Genomic DNA, 17,292 nt, shown 5'->3' on the forward strand with positions numbered 1-17,292 from the left:
CAGTCGAGTGCCGATGACCGGGACGTGCAGGCCCTCCTCGTCTTCGACCTCTTCCCGCCGAGGGCGCATCCCGACGTCGTCCGCACGGCGCTTCTCTGGTCCACGACGGCCTTTGTCCTCATCTGCCTGTGGTCCGTCTGGAGACGGGAGCAGGCGATCCGCAAGGTGACGAGGGAGTTCCCGGTGGACCGGGGCGAGGTGCGTCGCGCCGCTCGGGCACTCACGCTCCTCGGTCGGCCGCGGGCGGTCATCCCTGCCGACGCCTATGCCCGGACCCACCGTGTGGTCGTCGCGCCGCTCGGCGACGGCCGGCCGGGCGAGTCGTTCTGGGGTCCGGGGGAGAACCGTGCCCCCGGGGACCTGAGTCCCGACGGCTCCCGCCTGGACGTCGGCATGGTGCTCGCCGAGCGCACGCACCTGCTGGTGGTCTGTCTCGGCCGCGTCGGTACGCGGCTCGGCGACGTCGAGGTGCATCCCGCGGCGGAGCGGGTCCGGGTCGCCCGCGAGAGCCTGGTCCCGCCGCAGGCGCCGATCGGGCCGGTGTCCCGGGTCGACTCGGCCATGGGCGTCGGCTGGCGCACCACGTGCACGTCCGGCGGTGCCTCCACCCTGACCGACACGCACGTCGACCGCGACGGCTGGGCGTTCGTCGTCGGGGTGGTGTCGTACTCGTGGCACGAGCGCGCCGTGGGGGCGCTCGACGCGATCCTGTCGACCTGGGAGTGGATCGAGGACGGTCAGCCCGTCGCCTGAGCGTCGAGCGTGGCCACCCACAGCTCCTCGGCTGGCCACCGGCGCGCCCAGTCGGCGGAGACGATCTCGTAGAACGCGTGATCGTCGCTCTCGGGCGGGGCGTACAGCTCGTGCAGGGCGTCGACGACGAACCCGGCCCGGCGCAGCAGCCGGACCCAGTCACCGTGGGACGGGTGGAACTCGACACCTCCACCGGGCCACTGCACCTTGTAGGCCTCGCGTTGCCCGCGCAGCAGCTGTTCTTCTGCGACACCCTCCTCCGCCGGCACGCACAGGGCCGACAGGTGGCTGTTGGTGAGGAACACCAGCCGTCCGCCGGGGCGCAGGAGGCGTGCGGCCTCGGGCAGCCAGCGCTCGGGGTCGCACCAGGCGGCGGCGCCGTGCTCACTGACGACGAGGTCCGCGCACCCGTCGGCGAGGGGGACGTGCTCCGCGTCGCCCTGGACCAGCGGGAAGGCCGGACCGTGCTGCCGCTGCAGCCGATGGGCGGTCGCGAGTTGCTCGCCCGAGAGGTCCACAGCGACCGGGCGGGCGCCGGCGCGCGCGAGCCAGGCGGAGAAGTACGCGGTCCCGCTGGCCAGCTCGACCACGTCGAGCCCGCGCACGTCGCCGAGGACGCCGAGCTCGCGCTCGGGCACCGCGAACAGGCCCCACACCGGCTCCGGCCTGGCCCACAGCTGCTCGGCTGCCGCGTCGGTGAAGCGTTCGTTCATGACGGCCCAGAGCGCTCGGTTCAGCGCGGTCTCGTCGGCTCGGCCGTCGGGCATCTGCCGACTCTAGGCCGTGCGGGCGGTCCGCCCGGCCGACTGCCCGGCGGCTGACGGATCAACGGGTGTCCCGCGCTGTCCGATCTCTCCCGGTCTTCCACCACGTCGTACGCAACGTCACAGGTGAAGTGCCTAAAACAGCTTCGTCGACGCGGAATCGTATCGATACGATCGAGGCACGACGCGACCCGGGCACCACCGACCACCGCGGACGTCCCCACCCGCTGTCCAGTCCCAAGGTCTCGCTGTGTCCAAGGTCCTCACCGCCGGTCGTCCCTGGCGTGTCATCGTCCTGTTCGCCGTCCCGCTGCTCGTCGGCAACATCGTCCAGCAGCTCTACCACGCAGCCGACGCGGTCGTCGTCGGCCGCGTCCTCGGCGTGGACTCGCTCGCCGCCGTGGGCGCCACGGGTGCGCTCCTGTTCCTCCTGCTCGGCTTCGCGTGGGGCATGACGAACGGCTTCGCGATCCCGACGGCGCAGGCGTTCGGCGCCGGTGACCACGCCGCGGTCCGCCGGTCCGTCGCGGCAGGCACCGTCCTGTCCGCGGCGACGAGCGCGGTGCTCACGGTGGCGGCGCCGCTGCTGGCGGGTCCGGCGCTGCGGCTCCTCAAGACGCCCGAGGAGCTGCTGCCCGAGGCGACGACGTTCGCGGTCATCAGCTTCCTGGGCGCCAGCACGATGATGTTCTTCAACTTCCTCTCGGCGGTCATCCGCGCGATCGGCGACTCCCGCACGCCGCTGGTCTTCCTCACGATCAGCTGCGTCCTGAACATCGTCCTCGTCGTCGTCACGGTCGGCGGCCTCGGCCTGGGCGTCGCGGGAGCGGCGTGGTCGACGGTCCTCTCGCAGGGCGTCTCGGTGGCGCTGTGCCTCGAGTTCGTGCGGCGCCGGGTTCCGGTCCTGCACGTGCACCGCGACGACTGGCGGATCAGCGGTGTCGAGCTGCGTCGGCACCTGCGGCTCGGCCTGCCGATGGGGTTCCAGGCCTCGATCATCGCGATCGGCACGCTCGCCGTGCAGGTGCGCCTCAACGAGCTGGGCTCCGACGCGGTCGCCGCGTACACGACCGCCGTCCGCGTCGACGGCCTCGCGGTCGCCCTGCTGGCGTCGCTGGGCCTCGCGGTGTCGATGTTCGTCGCGCAGAACCTGGGCGGCGGGCGGCCGGACCGCATCCGGCAGGGGGTCGTGCAGGCGATGTGGCTCTCGGTCGGGGGCGCGCTGGTTCTGGGCGTCGTGCTCGTCGCCGGCGGGGCCGCGATCGTCGGGCTGTTCGTCGGCGCGGGGGAGGAGCGCGTCGTCGACATGGCCGCCCACTACCTGCTGGTCAACGGGGTCCTGTACGTCGTGCTGGGCGTGCTGTTCGTCCTGCGCGGCGCGCTGCAGGGACTGGGGCAGACCGTGGTCCCGACGCTGACCGGCGTGATCGAGCTGATCTGCCGGGTCGGCGCCGCGAGCGTCCTCGGCGCGGCCTACGGGTACGACGGCGTCGTGTGGGGGAACCCGCTGGCCTGGATCGGGGCGGTCGTCCTGCTGGTGCCCGCCTACGCGGTGGCGTCGCGACGCCTCGCGGAGCAGCCGGTGGCCGGGGTCGTGGCGCCGCGCCGGGTGACGCGGGTGCGGCGTCGCGGCCTCGCGCCCCGCAAGCCGACCGCCCGCCCGCGGGTGCCGTCAGCCTGACGGCGGGCCGGTGACCAGGGGCAGGATGACGGAGTCGACCATCTGCACCACGAAGTCGTCGTCGACAGGCAGGCCGAGGACCATCTTGCGGTAGGAGATCATCGCGGGCGGGACGGCCGCGGCCATGTCGAGGTCGAGGTCCGCGCGCAGCTCGCCGCGGGCCCGGGCCCGCTCGAGGAGCCCTCGCATGAGGCTGACGCGGGAGCGGACGAACTGCTCGTGGAACGCCGCCGCGACCTCCGGGTTCTCGCGGACCGCGGACATCACGCCGGACATCAGCTCGGCGTCGTCCGAGCGCAGGCGGCCGAACCGGACGGCGAGGAGGTCCGAGCGCAGGGTGCCCGTGTCGGGGATGTCGTCGGCGGTCATGGGGACGCCCCCTGCGCAGACGATGGCGTCGACGGTCAGCTGCACCTTCGACGGCCAGCGGCGGTAGACCGTGGCCTTGCCGGCGCCGGCGCGGTCGGCGACCGCGTCCATCGTCGTGCCGTCGTACCCGCGCTCGGCGAGGAGCTCGCGGGCTGCCTGGAGGATCGCGTCGTCCTTGGACTCGTCGCGCCGACGGCCGGGCCGACGGGCCGTCGCCACCGCTGGATCGTCCATCCGCCCACTCTATCCAGGAAAACCGATACCGGGGGGTTCCGGAACTACTGAGTTCCGTATTAGGGTCGTCCCACCGACCACGACGTCCCAGGAGCACCCTCATGTCCACCCCCACGCAGGCCCCGCCGGAGAGCCGGCACCGCTGGCTCGTGCTGGCCACGGTCGCCCTCGCCCAGCTCATGGTCGTGCTCGACGCGACCATCGTGAACATCGCCCTGCCCTCCGCCCAGGCGGAGCTCGGCTTCAGCGACAACGACCGCCAGTGGGTCGTCACCGCCTACGCGCTCGCCTTCGGCAGCCTGCTGCTGCTCGGCGGACGTCTGGCTGACATGTTCGGCCGCCGCCGCATGTTCCTCATCGGGCTCGTCGGCTTCGCCGCGGCCTCCGCGCTCGGCGGTGCCGCGCAGACGTTCGAGCTGCTCGTCGGCGCCCGCGCTCTGCAGGGCGTGTTCGCCGCGGTCCTCGCCCCGGCCGCCCTCTCCGTGCTGACCACGACCTTCACCATCCCGAAGGAGCGCGCCCGCGCGTTCGGGGTCTTCGGCGCGATCGCCGGCATGGGGGGCGCCATCGGCCTGCTCCTCGGCGGGTACCTCACCGAGAACTTCGACTGGCGCTGGAACCTGTACGTGAACGTCGTCATCGCCGTGATCGCGTTCGCCGCGGGAACGGTGCTCCTGTCCCGGACCGAGGCCCGGCACGACACCCGCATCGACGTACCCGGCGTCCTGCTCGCCTCGACGGGTCTCTTCCTGCTCGTGTTCGGCTTCTCGCAGGCCGAGCCCCAGGGCTGGGACGCGCCGGTCGTGTGGGGCTCGCTCGCCGTCAGCGTCGTGCTGCTCGTCGGCTTCGTCCTGCGGCAGCGCACCGCGGAGCACCCGCTGCTCCCGCTCTCGATCGTCCAGGACCGCGACCGTGGCGCCGGGTTCCTCGCGATCCTCGTCGCCGGGTCCGGCATGTTCGGCGTCTTCCTGTTCCTCACCTACTACCTGCAGCTGACCCTCGGGTACGGCCCGATGCAGACCGGCACGGCGTTCCTGCCGATGGTGCTCTTCATCGTCATCACCGCACAGGTCCAGACGAACCTCCTGGTCCCACGGTTCGGGCCGAAGATCGTCGTGCCGCTGGGCATGACCGTCGGCGCGGGCGCGATGCTCTGGTTCACCACCCTGGACGTCGACAGCGGCTACGGCTCCGTGCTGGTCGGGCTGATCGGCATGGGCATCGCGATGGGCTCGATCATGCCGGCGTCGTTCCAGATCGCCACGCTCGGCGTCGCACCGCGACAGGCCGGTGCCGCGTCCGCGATGGTCTCCACCAGCCAGCAGGTCGGCGGCGCGATCGGCACCGCGGTCCTCAACACCCTCGCCGCGACGGCAGCGACCGCGTACGTCGCGGACCGCGCGCCGGCGACCCCCGAGGTGATCGCTGCCGGAGCGCTGCACAGCTTCTCCGTCGCCTACACCTGGTCCGCGGGGATCTTCCTGCTCGGCGCCGTCCTGACCGCGTCCCTGTTCCGCACGCGCCGGGACCGCGACGCCCGGGCTGCCGACGTGGCGCCGGCGACGTCCGACGAGGCCGCCGTGCTCGTGCACTGACCGTGCGGGTGGGCGGCGCGCGGCAGCGGGCGTCGCCCACCTCGTACGATCCGAGCAGGAGAGAGGTGATGTGGTGACGGCCGAACCGGTGCCCGGGGAGCGGCTCCCGCTCAGCCGCGAGCGCGTGCTGCGCACGGCTGTCGCGATCGCCGACGAGCACGGCATCGAGGCGGTCACCATGCGCCGGGTGGGCGACGAGCTCGGCGCTGAGGCGATGTCGCTGTACCACCACGTCGCGAACAAGAACGACCTGCTCGACGGAGTCGTGGACCTGGTGGCGGGCGAGATCAACGAGGTCGTGGACGCGCTGGACGCGACGGGCCCCTGGCAGCCGGTGGTGCGGGCGCGGATCCTGGCGGCGCGGCAGGTGCTGCTCCGGCACCGCTGGGCGCCGCGGCTGCTGGCGACCCGGGCGTCGCTCAGCCCGCAGGTGGTCCGCTACCACGACCGGCTCGTCGGGCAGCTGCACGACGGCGGGTTCTCGTTCGACCTCGCGCACCATGCCCTGCACGCCCTCGGCAGCCGTGCGCTCGGGTTCTCCCAGGAGCTGTTCGACCCGGGCGACGGGGGGTCCGCGGGGGCGCTGCCGCCGGAGCTGCCGTCGCTGGTCGCGATGCTGACGGAGGTCGCGCACGACGACCCGGGCTCGACGCTGGGCTGGTGCGACGACCAGACAGAGTTCGAGTTCGGGCTGGACCTGCTGCTCGACGGGCTGGAACGTCGGCGGACAGGGTCTTGACCCGCCTTACGTTGTAAGTCACTCTGGCTTACAACGTAAGGAGACGTCATGAAGGCGATCGTCCAGACCAGGTACGGCTCACCCGACACCTGCACGCTGCAGGACGTCGACGACCCCGAGCCGGCGCCCGGCGAGGTCAAGGTGCGCATCCGTGCCGCGTCGCTGAACGCCCGCGACTGGCACCTCATGCGCGGCGACCCGTACCTCGCCCGGCTCGCCCCGGGCTTCGGGCTGCGTGCCCCGGCGCTGCGCATCCGCGGGTCCGACTTCGCGGGCGTCGTCGAGGCCGTCGGCCGGGACGTGACCAGCCTCCGCACCGGGGACGAGGTCTACGGGCTGCGCGACGGCGCGCTCGCCGAGTACGTGTGCGCGCCGGAGCGGCTGGTCGCCCGCAAGCCGGCGAACCTCACCTTCGAGCAGGCCGCGGCCATGCCGATGGCGGCGATGACGGCGCTCCAGGGGCTGCAGGGTCGCGTGCGGCCAGGTCAGCGCGTCCTCGTCAACGGGGCGTCGGGGGGTGTCGGGACGTTCGCGGTGCAGCTCGCGCACGCGTGGGGCGCCGAGGTCACCGGCGTGTGCAGCACCCGCAACGTCGAGCTCGTCCGGTCCCTCGGCGCCGACCACGTCGTCGACTACACCCGCGACGACGCACTGGCCGCCGGCGAGCGCTACGACGTGCTGTTCGACCTCGTCGCGAACCGCTCCCTGCGGGACCTGCGCCGCGCCCTGACGCCGACCGGGACGCTGGTCCTGTCCGGCGGCGGTGTGTTCGAGGGCGGCTCGGTGCTCGGCCCGATCGGCCTGCTGCTCCGCAGCACGCTGGTGGCACCGTTCGTCGGGCAGCAGATCGTCTCGCTCTCGACGTCACCGGGTGCCGAGCACCTCGACGTCCTGCGCGGGCTGGCCGAGGACGGCACGATCACGCCGGCGATCGACCGCACCTACCCGCTGCCCGCCGCCCCGGACGCGCTGCGGTACCTGGAGACCGAGCACGCCCGGGCGAAGGTCGTCGTCACGATCTAGAGCAGACCGCCCCGACCGGGCGCGCGTCCTGGCAGCCCGGAAAGTCGCGAAGGCCCGGAATGTGCACCTCACCCGGTCGGGCGGCAGGGAGGTGTCACCCTGGCGCTCGGCTACCGGTGGCCCTCCGCGATCCCTATCGTGAGTACGTGAATCCCCTGAGCCGACGAGTGCGCGACGCCCGCGAGAAGGCCGGACTGAGCCAGGGCGAGCTCGCGCGGCAGGCTGGCGTCCACCCCACCTACATCTCGCACGTCGAGAACGACCGGCGCGCGCTGGGTGAGGACGCGCTCGCCCGGGTGGCCCAGGTGCTCGGTGTCTCCGTGGCCTACCTGCTCGACGGCGAGCAGGCCCCGGACTACCGGTCCGCGGAGAGCGCCCTCGTCGAGGCGCGCCGGCTGTCCCGCATGGGCGAGGCGCGCGCCGCCGCCGACGTCCTGGCACAGGTGGACGTCTCGGCGCTGGACGTCGACGCCGCCGCGCGTGTCGGCCTCGCGCACGCCGAGGCCCTCGACCTCGCCGGGGACCTCGAGGGATCGGTCGATGCCCTGGAGCGCCTCTGCGTGCGGCTGATGGACGCCCACCGGTACCGGCAGGCCGCGTACGCCGCGATGCGCATCGTCATGGCCCTGACCGAGATCGCCGACCTCCACCGCGCCGTCTCGCGCGGTGAGGCCCTGCTCGCCCAGCTCCCGGCCTCGGTCGCGGGCAGCGACGAGGTGGTCCGGCTCGAGTCGACGATCATCTGGGCCTACATCGCCCGCGGGGACGCGACGTATGCGCGCTACCGCGGCCGGCAGCTGCTCGCGCACACCCGCCAGCACGGGTCGGCCCGCGCCGTGTCGTCCGTGCACTGGAACCTGGCGTTCGTCGACGACGCGCTGGGTGACCCCGACGCGGCGCTCGCTCAGCTCGAGTCCGCGATCGCGCTCGCGGGCAGCGACGAGATCGACCGCGACCTGCCACGACTGCGCCTCGACCGGGCGTTCCTGCTCGTCTCCGTGGAGCCGCCGCGTGCCGCGGAGGCGCTCGCGGACCTCGACGCCGCCCAGACCGCGCTCGAGGTCGGCGAGTCACAGATCGAGCTCGCCCGCGCCGACTCCGTGCGGTCGCGCGCCTGGCTCCTGCTCGACGACGCGGCGATGGCCCAGCAGTACGCGACCCGGGCCGTCGAGCTGTTGCGCGAGGGCGTCCGTCGCGACTCGGCGTCCGCGCACGAGGCGCTCGGCGACGCGATGCTCGCCCAGCGCGCGCGGCCCGAGGCCGTCAAGGAGTACCGGTCGGCGGCCGAGCTGCTCGACATGATCTCGTCCGGACGGTCCGCCGCGGTGCTCTGGCGCCGCATCGGCGACCGGCTCCGGGTGGCCGGCGACGAGGACGAACGGGTGGTCGAGGCGTACGGCCGCGCGCTCGCCGCCGCTGGCATCCGGGGGGTCCTGCCCCCGCCGCCGAGGGTGTGAACACCGCATAACGGTGATGTCTACCCCCTGGTGTCCTGCGTCATTGCGCCCTAGACACGGGGTAGGGACCATTCCAGGTGTACCGGAGAGTCCGGTGCACCCTCGGAAAGGTCTCCCTCATGAAGAAGCTCAGCGTCGTCGTCGTCCTCGTCCTCACCGTCTTCGCCGGTGCCACCAGCGCGTCGGCAGCCTCCGGCTCGACCCAGCAGGTCGCCGCGCCGTGCTGCAAGCACGTGATCTGACACCACCGACGAGACGCGTCGCCGCACCCGCCCCCTGCGGTCCCGCGGCGGCGCGAGGCCCCGGCCAGATTGATCAGCTGGAAGGTTCCACCATGAAGAAGCAGAGCATCGCCCTCGTCATCGCCCTCGCCGCCCTCTCAGGTGTCGGGGCAGTCGTCGCACCTGTGACCGACGCCCAGGCGTTCATCACCCCGTGCTGCAAGACCGGCACCTGAGGATCGGAGCAGAAGCGTCCCGCACCCCCCGCGTGCGTCGACGCCCACCACGTCCCGCCGGCCGGTGAGCACCCTCCGGGGAGCTCACCGGCCCGCCGGGGCACCCGTCCGACGTGGTCCCGCAGACATCCCCCCGCAGGTCGTGGCCCCTGGGCAGGGCGACGGGCGGACCCCGCGCCCGGCTCGTCCAGGATCAGCCCGGATCCAGGTGATTCTCAGGTTCGAGGATTCACCCGGAAGGACGGCCTGGACGTTTGACCAGCACCGCACTCGTGCCGCACACTCGTCCTGATGGTGCGCATCGCCTGCCCCCTGCGCGGTGCGCACCGTCTTCACGTCCGAGAGCGGGACGGGTCCGCTGACCCGTCCCGCTCTCCGTGTCTCCGGGTGTGCCCGTCACGGCGCGCCATGCCCGTGATCACGCGGCAGCGCGGTTAGCGTTCCCAGCGTGACCATCCCCGTGCGCACCTCCGGCCCGGGACCCGACCAGGCTCCCGAGACCGGCGCAGACCCCGCCGACCGACCGATGCTCGTCGAGCCCCCGAGCCCTGCCGAGCTCCTCGAAGGGTCCGTCGCGACCTGGCGCGCCGCGCTCGTCGAAGCGGCCGGCGGGTCGACGCTCGTCGACGTCGAGCTGCTCGGTGACGCCGCCCTCGACCTGTCGGCCGCGCACCCGTCGGGGATCTCCCAGCTGTACGCGGGCCGCGAGACCCGCCTGTCCAACCTCGTCCGCGAGGGGGCGGCCCTGTCGACCGCGCGACGTCGCGCCCGTGCCGTCAGCGCGCGCGCCGCCGTGTACGCCCAGCGGTACGGCATCGCGCCGACGTCCCTGGCCATCGGGGTCGCCACCTGGACCGAGCGCACCACCCCCGACATCGCCAGCGACGACGTCGCCGCGCTCGCGTCGGTGACCCGGCAGCGGACCCCGGACGGCGAGCAGCAGACCGACGCTGCGCCGCGGGTCGTCCGTGCTCCCGTCCTCCTGCGCCCCGTCACCCTGCACGCCCGTGGCTCCGGGGAGAGCGACTACGAGCTCGCGCTCGAGCCGTCCCTCGAGGTCAACCCCGTGCTCGCCCGCGCGCTGCGGACGCGTGGTGCGCTCCTCGACCCCGGCGCGGTCGCGCGCGGCACGTTCACGTCCAACGGGTTCGACCCGCGCGCTGCGCTGCACCGGCTCGCCTCGCTCGGCGAGGCCGTCCTCGACGACTTCTCGATGAGCGAGCGCGTCGTCGTCGGCACCTTCGTGCACCCCGGCCAGATCCTCGTCGACGACCTCGACAACCTGTCCGGCACCCTCGAGCGCCACGAGGTCGTCTCCGCGCTCGCGGGCGTCGAGGAGTCCCGCACCCGGCTGCGACGCGTGCTGCCCGCACCGGTGCGCGGTGACCGCGATCCTGGCCACGAGCGTGGTGTCGGCGACCTCGACCCCGCCCAGCAGCACGTCCTGGACGTCGTCGCGACCGGGACGCACCTCTTCGTCGACGCGCCCGCCGGCGCCGACGTCACCGGCACGCTCGCCGCGCTCGTCGCCGACGCCGCCGCCACCGGCCGCACCGTGCTGTACGTCCCGGGACACCGCCGGGCAGCCGCGGCGCTCGCGGACCGGCTCACCGCCCTGGGCCTCGGCGACCTGCTGCTCGACGTGGCCCCCGAGGCAGGGTGGCGGTCGGCGATCTCGCGTCGCCTGCTCGGTGCGATGACGCTCGAGGCCCCCTCGGTCGACGCGAACGGTGTCGTCGCGCTGCGCAGCGAGCTCGTCAGCTCCCGCGAGCGCCTGCGCGCCTATGTCGACGCCCTGCACGCGGAACGCACCCCCTGGGGAGTGTCGGCGTACGACGCCCTGCAGCAGCTGGCCCGGCTGACCTCGGCCCGACCGACCCCGAAGACGACGGTGCGGCTGTCGCCCGACGTGGCGCGCGTGCTCGACGCCCCGCGGCGCACCGAGCTCGCCGACGCACTCGTGCAGGCAGGGGAGCTGGGTGCGTTCCGGGTCCGCCCCACCGACACCCCCTGGTACGGCGCGGACCTGCGCACGCGGGCCGACGCCGAGAACGCGGTCCGCCGGCTCGAGCGCGTGCTCGACTCCACCCTGCCGGCGCTCGTCGCGCGGACCGCCCAGGTGGCCGCCGAGACCGGGCTGACGCAGGCGACGACCGTCACCTCCTGGGTCGAGCAGCTCACCATGCTCGACGGCGTCCGCGCGGCCCTCGACGTGTTCCAGCCGATCGTCTTCGAGCGCACCGCCGCCGACCTCGTGGCAGCCACCGCCACCAAGGAGTGGCGTGCGGAGCAGGGCATCGAGATGGGCTACTGGCTGCGCCGACGGCTGCGCAAGCAGTCGAAGGACATGGTCCGTCCCGGCCGGCCCGTCGCGGACCTGCACGTCCGGCTGATCGAGGTGCAGGCGCAGCGCGAGATCTGGCAGGCGCACTGCCCGTCCGGCGGGTGGCCGCGGCTGCCCGACGGTCTCGAGCACATCGAGGAGGAGTTCGCCGCCGTGCGCGCCGACCTCGACGCGCTCGATGAGGTCCTCGCGACCACCCCGGGCGGCGGCGGCCTGTCGAGCCTGCCGTTCGCGGCGCTGACGGAGCGGCTGACCCGGCTGCGGTCCGACACCGCCGCGCTCGTCGACCTCCCCGAGCGCACGGGGCTCCTGCACCGCCTCCGGTCCGCGGGGCTGGGCGCGCTCGTCGACGACCTTGCCACCCGCCGGATCGACCCCGCCCTCGCTCCCGCCGAGCTCGACCTGGCCTGGTGGAGCACCGTCATCGAGCAGATCCTCGGCGAGGACCCGGCGCTCGCCGGCTACGACGGCGCTGCGCTCGGAGCGCTGTCCGCGCGCTACGCGACGCTCGACCGCGCGCACGTGAAGAGCCTGTCCGGCCCTGTCCTGGGGGCGGTCGTCGGGCACGTCTCGCACACCCTGCGCCAGCACCGCGAGCAGGCCGAGGCGCTGTTCGCGGACCTCGTCGAGGAGCGGCTCACGTCGCTGCGGGACACCGTCGTGCGGCACCCCGAGGTCGCCCGGCGCTTGCGGCCCGTCATCGCCGCCAGCCCGATGCTGGTCCCGCAGGTCCTCCCGCCCACCCGCACCGTGGACCTCGTCGTGATCGACTCCGCCGCGCACCTGCCCGTCGAGGTCGCGCTCGCCGCCGTCGCCCGCGGCCGCCAGGTCGTCGTCGTCGGCGACGCCCGCTGCGCGTCCGGCAGCGCGGTCCGCGAGCTCGCCGCCGTCCTGCCGTCCGTCGCGCTGCGCGCCGACTCCTCCCGTCGCGACCCGTACCTCACCGCGTTCCTCGCCGCCCACGGCTATGCCGGCGTCCTGCGCCCGACGCCGCTGCCGCAGCACCGGCCGCTGGTCAGCCTCGACGTCGTCGACGGCACCGGGATGCCCGACCAGGCGACCGGGTCCGTCGACTCGACGCGCGAGGAGGTCGAGCACGTCGTCGAGCTCGTCCTCACCCACGCGCTCCTGCGTCCCGAGGAGTCGCTCGCCGTCATCACCGCGACCCCGACGCACGCCGAGGCCGTCCGGGAGGCGGTCCTGTCCGAGGTCCGCGGCAACCCCGCCCTCGCCGCGTTCTTCGACTCCGGCCGCGTCGACCCGTTCGTCGTCACCGACCTGCCGAACGTCGCCGGCCTGCGCCGCGAGGCGATCATCCTGTCGCTCGGCCTCGGCCGGACCCCGCACCGTCGCGTCCTGCACACCTTCGGGCCCATCACCGGACCCGGCGGCGACGCGCTGCTGCTCGACGCCCTCGGCTCCACCCGCCACCGGCTCACCGTCGTCTCCTGCTTCGGGGCCGACGACCTCGACCCCGAGCGGCTGCGCGGCCCCGGCCCGCGGCTCCTCGCGGACCTGCTCGCGTTCGCGGCGCGCCGCGGTGCCGGGCAGGACGTCGCCGACCTCGTGACCCCGCCCGAGCCGACCGACCCGCTCCTGCGAACGCTCGCCGCCGCGACCGCCGCCGCCGACCAGGCCCTCGCCGCGGCGACCGAGCCCGACCGCCTCCTGCTCGACCTCGCCGAGCGCCTCTGGAAGCACGGCCTGCTCGTCGAGGCCGACCACGGCATCCCCGGCGGCGACCGGATCCCGCTCGTCGTCGGACACCCGGACCTGCCCGGTGAGATGCTCGTCGCCGTCCTCACCGACGACCAGGAGTACACCGCCGAGCCGAGCGTCCGCGTCCGCGACCGCCTCACCGCCGACCGCCTCGAGCGTGTCGGGTGGAGCGTCATCCGCGTCTGGTCCGCCGCCGCGTTCATGGACCCGCAGGCCGAGGTCGACCGCATCCGCCGCGCCGTGCACGCCCGCGTGCCCGCGCCCGCCGCACCGCGGACCGCGCCGCTGCAGCTCGGCCTGATCGACGAGGCCGACGACACCGAGGACCTGCCGACGCCCACCTCCGCCCGGCGCGCGGCCGCACGCGCGGCAGCCCACCCCGACGGCCCCCGCCCCGCCACCGGGGTGTGGTCGACGATCGAGGTCATCGACGCGGTCAACGCCCAGAAGGCCGCCGCTGGTGCTGCTCCGGCTCCCGATGCCGTGGCCGGTACCGACGCCGCCGCGGTCTCCGCCTCGTCCGGCGCCGCCGATGCATCGACCGTCTCCGGCGATGCCACCGACGCTGCCGCTGGTGGTGAGTCTGCTGGTGCCGGTGACTCGGTCGCCGCTGGTGAGGCTGCCGCCGCCAGTGACCCCGGCTCTGCGGGTGACTCCCGCGCTGCGGGTGCTTCCGGGCCTGGCGGTGCTTCCGCGGCTGAGGGCGACGACCCGCGCCCGCCCAGCCGCGCGCTCCAGCTCGCGCTCGCCGTGCCCACGCGGCAGCGCCCCGACGTCCGCCGCGGCCTGCCGATCGGCGCCTACAGCGACGACCAGCTCGACGAGCTGGTCGCGTGGCTCCAGTCCGACGAGCAGGAGCGGACCCGCGAGCAGCTCGCCGCCGCGCTGCGGGACGAGCTGGGCATCACGCGCCGGTCCTACCGGATCGACACCGCGGTCCGCAGCGCCATCACCCGCGGGATGCGCTGAGCGGCTCCGGTCACACCGAGCCTGTTCCGCGACCGCTGACCTCGGGTGGGATCATCGGACGGTGACCTCGTCCGAGCCGCCCCAGCCTGCGCCGGCCCGTCGGTCCCGGCGCGCGGTCCGGCACGCGGGGACGGTCGGCGGCGACGACGCGAACCTCGTCTCGACACACCCGGCGCTCGGGACCGACACGCCTCGGCCCGAGGCGGGCGCCGGCGACACCCGCGCGACGGAGGCTTCGCGTGACGCCCCTGGCCGGCCGGGCGACCCCCGGCCGGGGACCGGGCAGCCCGCGCGCGAGCCGGTGGTCGCGACGCGCAGTGCCGACGACTCCGACGTCGGGTGGGGCGACCGCGAGGGCGGTTCCAACGACGACCGGCTGCACCAGGACAAGCCGCCGCACTGGTAGCCGTCCCGGGCCGATGTCAGACCCGTGCGAGACGATCGCCGGGCTGCCGACCACCGCACCACCCGAAGGAGACGCTCCATGGCCGAGGTCCTGCTCTTCCACCATGCCCAGGGACTCACATCCGGTGTCCGTGACTTCGCGGACACGCTCCGGGCCGCCGGTCACACCGTGCACGTGCCGGACCTGTTCGACGGGCACACGTTCGAGGACATCGAGTCGGGTCTCGCGTACGCCGGCGAGGTCGGCTTCCCGACCGTGCTCGGGCGGGGGCAGGCCACGGTCGACACCCTGCCCGAGGGGCTCGTGTACGCCGGCTTCTCGCTCGGCGTCCTGCCGGCGCAGATGCTCGCCCAGACGCGCCCCGGTGCGAAGGGTGCGCTGTTCTTCCACTCGTGCGTGCCGACCTCGGAGTTCGACAGCCCGTGGCCGAAGGGCGTGCCCGTGCAGATCCACGGCATGGACGCCGACCCGTTCTTCGCCGGAGAGGGCGACATCGACGCCGCCCGTGCGCTGGTGAAGGAGGCCCCCGAGGACGCGGAGCTCTTCGTCTACCCGGGCGAGGAGCACCTGTTCGCCGACAGCAGCCTGTCGTCGTACGACCCCGAGGCAGCGCAGCTCCTGACGGAACGCACGCTCGCGTTCCTCTCCGCGATCCGGTAGCGGCGCCACCCGGCCGGTCCGCCCGGTCGGTCCCACCCGGACGCCACCGCCCGCCGGATGGGCGGGACCAAGCCATGGGTGCCGTGGCGGTCCTGCTGCACGTCACCGATGGCTTGTTCGTCGTGCGGGGCGTCAGCTGGGTCGCGGGGCGGCCGGGCCCGGGGGGATCGACGGCGGCAGGTCGGGGTCTGTCGGCGGCTGTCCGGTGCCGGCCCCGGAGACGGTGCCGGTCGCTCCGCCCGTCCCGGCGTCGTTGACGATCGCCGGGCTGAGGCGGTTGGCCAGCAGGTCGCGGATCTCCTGCAGCAGCAGGATGTCCTCGCTCGGGGCAGCGGGTTCCTCCTCCTCGCCCTTCTTGCGGCGCGCGGCCAGGGCGTTCAACGGCAGCACGATGAAGAAGTAGACGGCCGCGGCGGTGAACAGGAAGAGGATCAGCGCCTGCAGGATCACGCCGAACGAGAAGAGGGCGTCGTTGACCTCGAACGACAGTACCTCGCTCATGTCCGGCTGACCGAAGATCGCCGCGATGAGCGGTCCGATGAGTCCCTCGACGATCGACGCCACGACCGCGCCGAACGCCGCACCGATGACCACGCCGACGGCGAGCTCGATCGCGTTCCCGCGGGAGATGAAGTCCTTGAACCCCTGGAGCACCTTCGCGGTGCCCTTCACGCCTTGTCGTGCGCCGTTGATCCCGGAGCTGAGTCGGTCGGTCACGTTGCCCCCTCGGGGTGGATGTGGGTAGCCGGCGACCCCCGGACAGGGTCTCCGGACGGTCGATCATGGCACGACGACCGCCGAGAGCAACGAGGATGCGGCGGCGCCGGCGAGCGCAGGCGCTTCGTCCGGGGACACGGCGAGCAGCACCGGGACGGAGTCGTCACCGGAGCCGCCGAGGGCCAGCGCGCTCTGCTCGGGCGAGGCCCGACGGGCCACCGGCAGGACGAGTGCCCTCGTCGCGACCACCCCACCGGGCCCGCCCTCCGGGGTGGCGGCCAGCACGTCGACCCGCATCCCGGGCGAGAGCAGATCGGCGACGGCCGGGTCGGCGAACCGGACGGTCGCGACCACGGTGCCGGGCGGTCCACGCACGTCGTCGTCGACGAGCAGACCCGGCAGCACGGGCGTCCCCACCGCGAGCGGGACGGCCGTGGACGCGTCGGCGACCTCGTCGAGGTCCGTCAGTGCCCCGTCGGGGACGGCCGCGACGGGGAACCGGACCAGCCGCACGTCTGCGCCGGTCAGCGGGGTTCCCGCGGCGAGTGCGCGCGCCGCGACCAGCACGGGGCTGGTCGGTGGGTCGGCCGGGCGCAGTGCCTGCACCGTGCCCGCGGCGGCGAGCCCGAGGAACACCGCGGCGACGGCGAACCGGGTGCGCCACAGGGTGGCGCGCAGGGCCAGGGTGAACGGTCGTCGGCGGTGAGGGAGGGGCGGCGGCCGACCGGCGAGCAGGTGCGGGTGCATGACGACCGACGCTAGGCGCGTCGGCCCGGGAAGCCCGGCCGGACCTGACGGGACGTGGACAAGCCCTTACTGGGCCGGGCTGAGGGCGGCTCGGCACCCCCCGAGCCTCACGTCCTCCGCGACGTCCGCACTCCGACAGGGCGGGACCCGCCCGAGTGTCGCGGGACGAGATCGGCGCCCCCACCCGCAGGTGACGGCGCCGAGGGCTCAGAGGGCGGGGGTCAGGACGAGGCCGCGGGCTTCGCTGCCGGGGCCGGGGAGGACGACGTCGACGACGACGTGCTGGAGCTCGACGAGGTCGAGGTCGAGGTCGACGCAGGAGTCGCGGCGGCCGTCGACGCGGCGGGGCTCAGGGCGGTCGACTTCGCTCCGGCGCGGGCGTTGTTGCGGTAGAAGCCCGAGCCCTTGAACACGACGCCGACGGAGGAGAAGACCTTGCGCAGGCGGCCCTCGCACTCGGGGCAGACGCTCAGCGAGTCGTCGCTGAACGACTGCACGATCTCGAAGGCGTGACCGCATGCCGTGCAGGCGTAGGCGTAGGTGGGCACTGGGGGTCTCCCGGGGTCGGAAAGGTCTGGCACTCGCGTGGTCCGAGTGCCAATCGTAACGGTTCGGCCGCGCCGAGCATTCCGCGCGTCCGCGCCGGGCGCTTCGACAG

At 74.0% G+C, this 17,292-nt stretch carries 16 protein-coding genes; 11 read left to right on the forward strand and 5 right to left on the reverse strand.

Annotated elements, in window-relative coordinates:
- Positions 1-24: 24 nt before the first annotated feature.
- A complete protein-coding gene (locus CTE05_RS09595) occupies positions 25-753 on the forward strand; it encodes a hypothetical protein (protein WP_146845904.1) in 729 nt (242 codons plus the stop codon).
- Here the strand turns inward: CTE05_RS09595 and CTE05_RS09600 are convergent.
- On the reverse strand, positions 738-1,520 hold the full coding sequence (locus tag CTE05_RS09600) for a class I SAM-dependent methyltransferase (protein WP_146845905.1): 783 nt from the start codon (positions 1,518-1,520) through the stop codon (positions 738-740). The two genes, CTE05_RS09595 and CTE05_RS09600, sit on opposite strands and share 16 nt — an antisense overlap.
- 247 nt (positions 1,521-1,767) lie before the next feature.
- On the opposite strand from CTE05_RS09600, the gene CTE05_RS09605 reads away from it, so the two are divergent.
- Entirely contained in the window at positions 1,768-3,198 is a 1,431-nt protein-coding gene (locus CTE05_RS09605) for an MATE family efflux transporter (RefSeq protein ID WP_146845906.1), read from the forward strand.
- Here CTE05_RS09605 and CTE05_RS09610 read toward each other — a convergent pair.
- Complete coding sequence (locus tag CTE05_RS09610) at positions 3,190-3,801, reverse strand: TetR/AcrR family transcriptional regulator (protein ID WP_146845907.1); 612 nt, start codon at positions 3,799-3,801, stop codon at positions 3,190-3,192. The genes CTE05_RS09605 and CTE05_RS09610 overlap by 9 nt on opposite strands.
- Positions 3,802-3,902: 101 nt before the next feature.
- Here CTE05_RS09610 and CTE05_RS09615 point away from each other — a divergent pair, with 101 nt between their 5' ends.
- From CTE05_RS09615 to CTE05_RS09645, 9 genes are all read left to right on the forward strand, one after another.
- Entirely contained in the window at positions 3,903-5,396 is a 1,494-nt protein-coding gene (locus tag CTE05_RS09615; RefSeq protein ID WP_146845908.1) for an MFS transporter, read from the forward strand.
- A gap of 73 nt (positions 5,397-5,469) precedes the next feature.
- On the forward strand, positions 5,470-6,135 hold the full coding sequence (locus CTE05_RS09620; protein WP_246123466.1) for a TetR/AcrR family transcriptional regulator: 666 nt from the start codon (positions 5,470-5,472) through the stop codon (positions 6,133-6,135).
- Positions 6,136-6,183: 48 nt separating this feature from the next.
- Positions 6,184-7,158 carry an NAD(P)-dependent alcohol dehydrogenase gene (locus tag CTE05_RS09625; protein WP_146845909.1) on the forward strand — a complete coding sequence of 325 codons (975 nt, stop codon included), beginning with the start codon at positions 6,184-6,186 and terminating at the stop codon, positions 7,156-7,158.
- 146 nt (positions 7,159-7,304) lie between these two features.
- Positions 7,305-8,615 carry a helix-turn-helix domain-containing protein gene (locus tag CTE05_RS09630; RefSeq protein ID WP_146845910.1) on the forward strand — a complete coding sequence of 437 codons (1,311 nt, stop codon included), beginning with the start codon at positions 7,305-7,307 and terminating at the stop codon, positions 8,613-8,615.
- Between the two features lie 119 nt (positions 8,616-8,734).
- Positions 8,735-8,857, forward strand: a complete 123-nt coding sequence (locus tag CTE05_RS20735; RefSeq protein ID WP_281286168.1) for a hypothetical protein — start codon at positions 8,735-8,737, stop codon at positions 8,855-8,857.
- A 92-nt stretch (positions 8,858-8,949) separates the two neighbouring features.
- Positions 8,950-9,072 carry a hypothetical protein gene (locus CTE05_RS20740; RefSeq protein WP_281286169.1) on the forward strand — a complete coding sequence of 41 codons (123 nt, stop codon included), beginning with the start codon at positions 8,950-8,952 and terminating at the stop codon, positions 9,070-9,072.
- 448 nt (positions 9,073-9,520) lie between these two features.
- Entirely contained in the window at positions 9,521-14,104 is a 4,584-nt protein-coding gene (locus tag CTE05_RS09635; RefSeq protein ID WP_307724287.1) for a PDDEXK-like endonuclease domain-containing protein, read from the forward strand.
- 61 nt (positions 14,105-14,165) lie between these two features.
- The gene (locus CTE05_RS09640) at positions 14,166-14,510 is read left to right on the forward strand and encodes a hypothetical protein (RefSeq protein ID WP_146845911.1); all 345 of its coding nucleotides are present in this window, start codon (positions 14,166-14,168) and stop codon (positions 14,508-14,510) included.
- A gap of 78 nt (positions 14,511-14,588) precedes the next feature.
- Positions 14,589-15,170 (forward strand): dienelactone hydrolase family protein, encoded by a 582-nt coding sequence (locus CTE05_RS09645; RefSeq protein ID WP_146845912.1) that lies wholly within the window; start codon positions 14,589-14,591, stop codon positions 15,168-15,170.
- Between the two features lie 132 nt (positions 15,171-15,302).
- On the opposite strand, the gene mscL is transcribed toward CTE05_RS09645, so the two are convergent.
- The 3 genes from mscL to CTE05_RS09660 form a co-directional block, all read right to left on the reverse strand.
- Positions 15,303-15,887, reverse strand: coding sequence for a large conductance mechanosensitive channel protein MscL (mscL, locus tag CTE05_RS09650; RefSeq protein WP_246123468.1), 585 nt, complete (start codon positions 15,885-15,887; stop codon positions 15,303-15,305).
- Between the two features lie 63 nt (positions 15,888-15,950).
- Positions 15,951-16,634 (reverse strand): SAF domain-containing protein, encoded by a 684-nt coding sequence (locus CTE05_RS09655; protein ID WP_146845913.1) that lies wholly within the window; start codon positions 16,632-16,634, stop codon positions 15,951-15,953.
- Between the two features lie 221 nt (positions 16,635-16,855).
- On the reverse strand, positions 16,856-17,182 hold the full coding sequence (locus CTE05_RS09660) for an FmdB family zinc ribbon protein (protein WP_146845914.1): 327 nt from the start codon (positions 17,180-17,182) through the stop codon (positions 16,856-16,858).
- Positions 17,183-17,292 lie beyond the last annotated feature (110 nt).

The organism is Cellulomonas terrae, assembly GCF_007990265.1.
Taxonomy (GTDB): Bacteria; Actinomycetota; Actinomycetes; order Actinomycetales; family Cellulomonadaceae; genus Cellulomonas; species Cellulomonas terrae.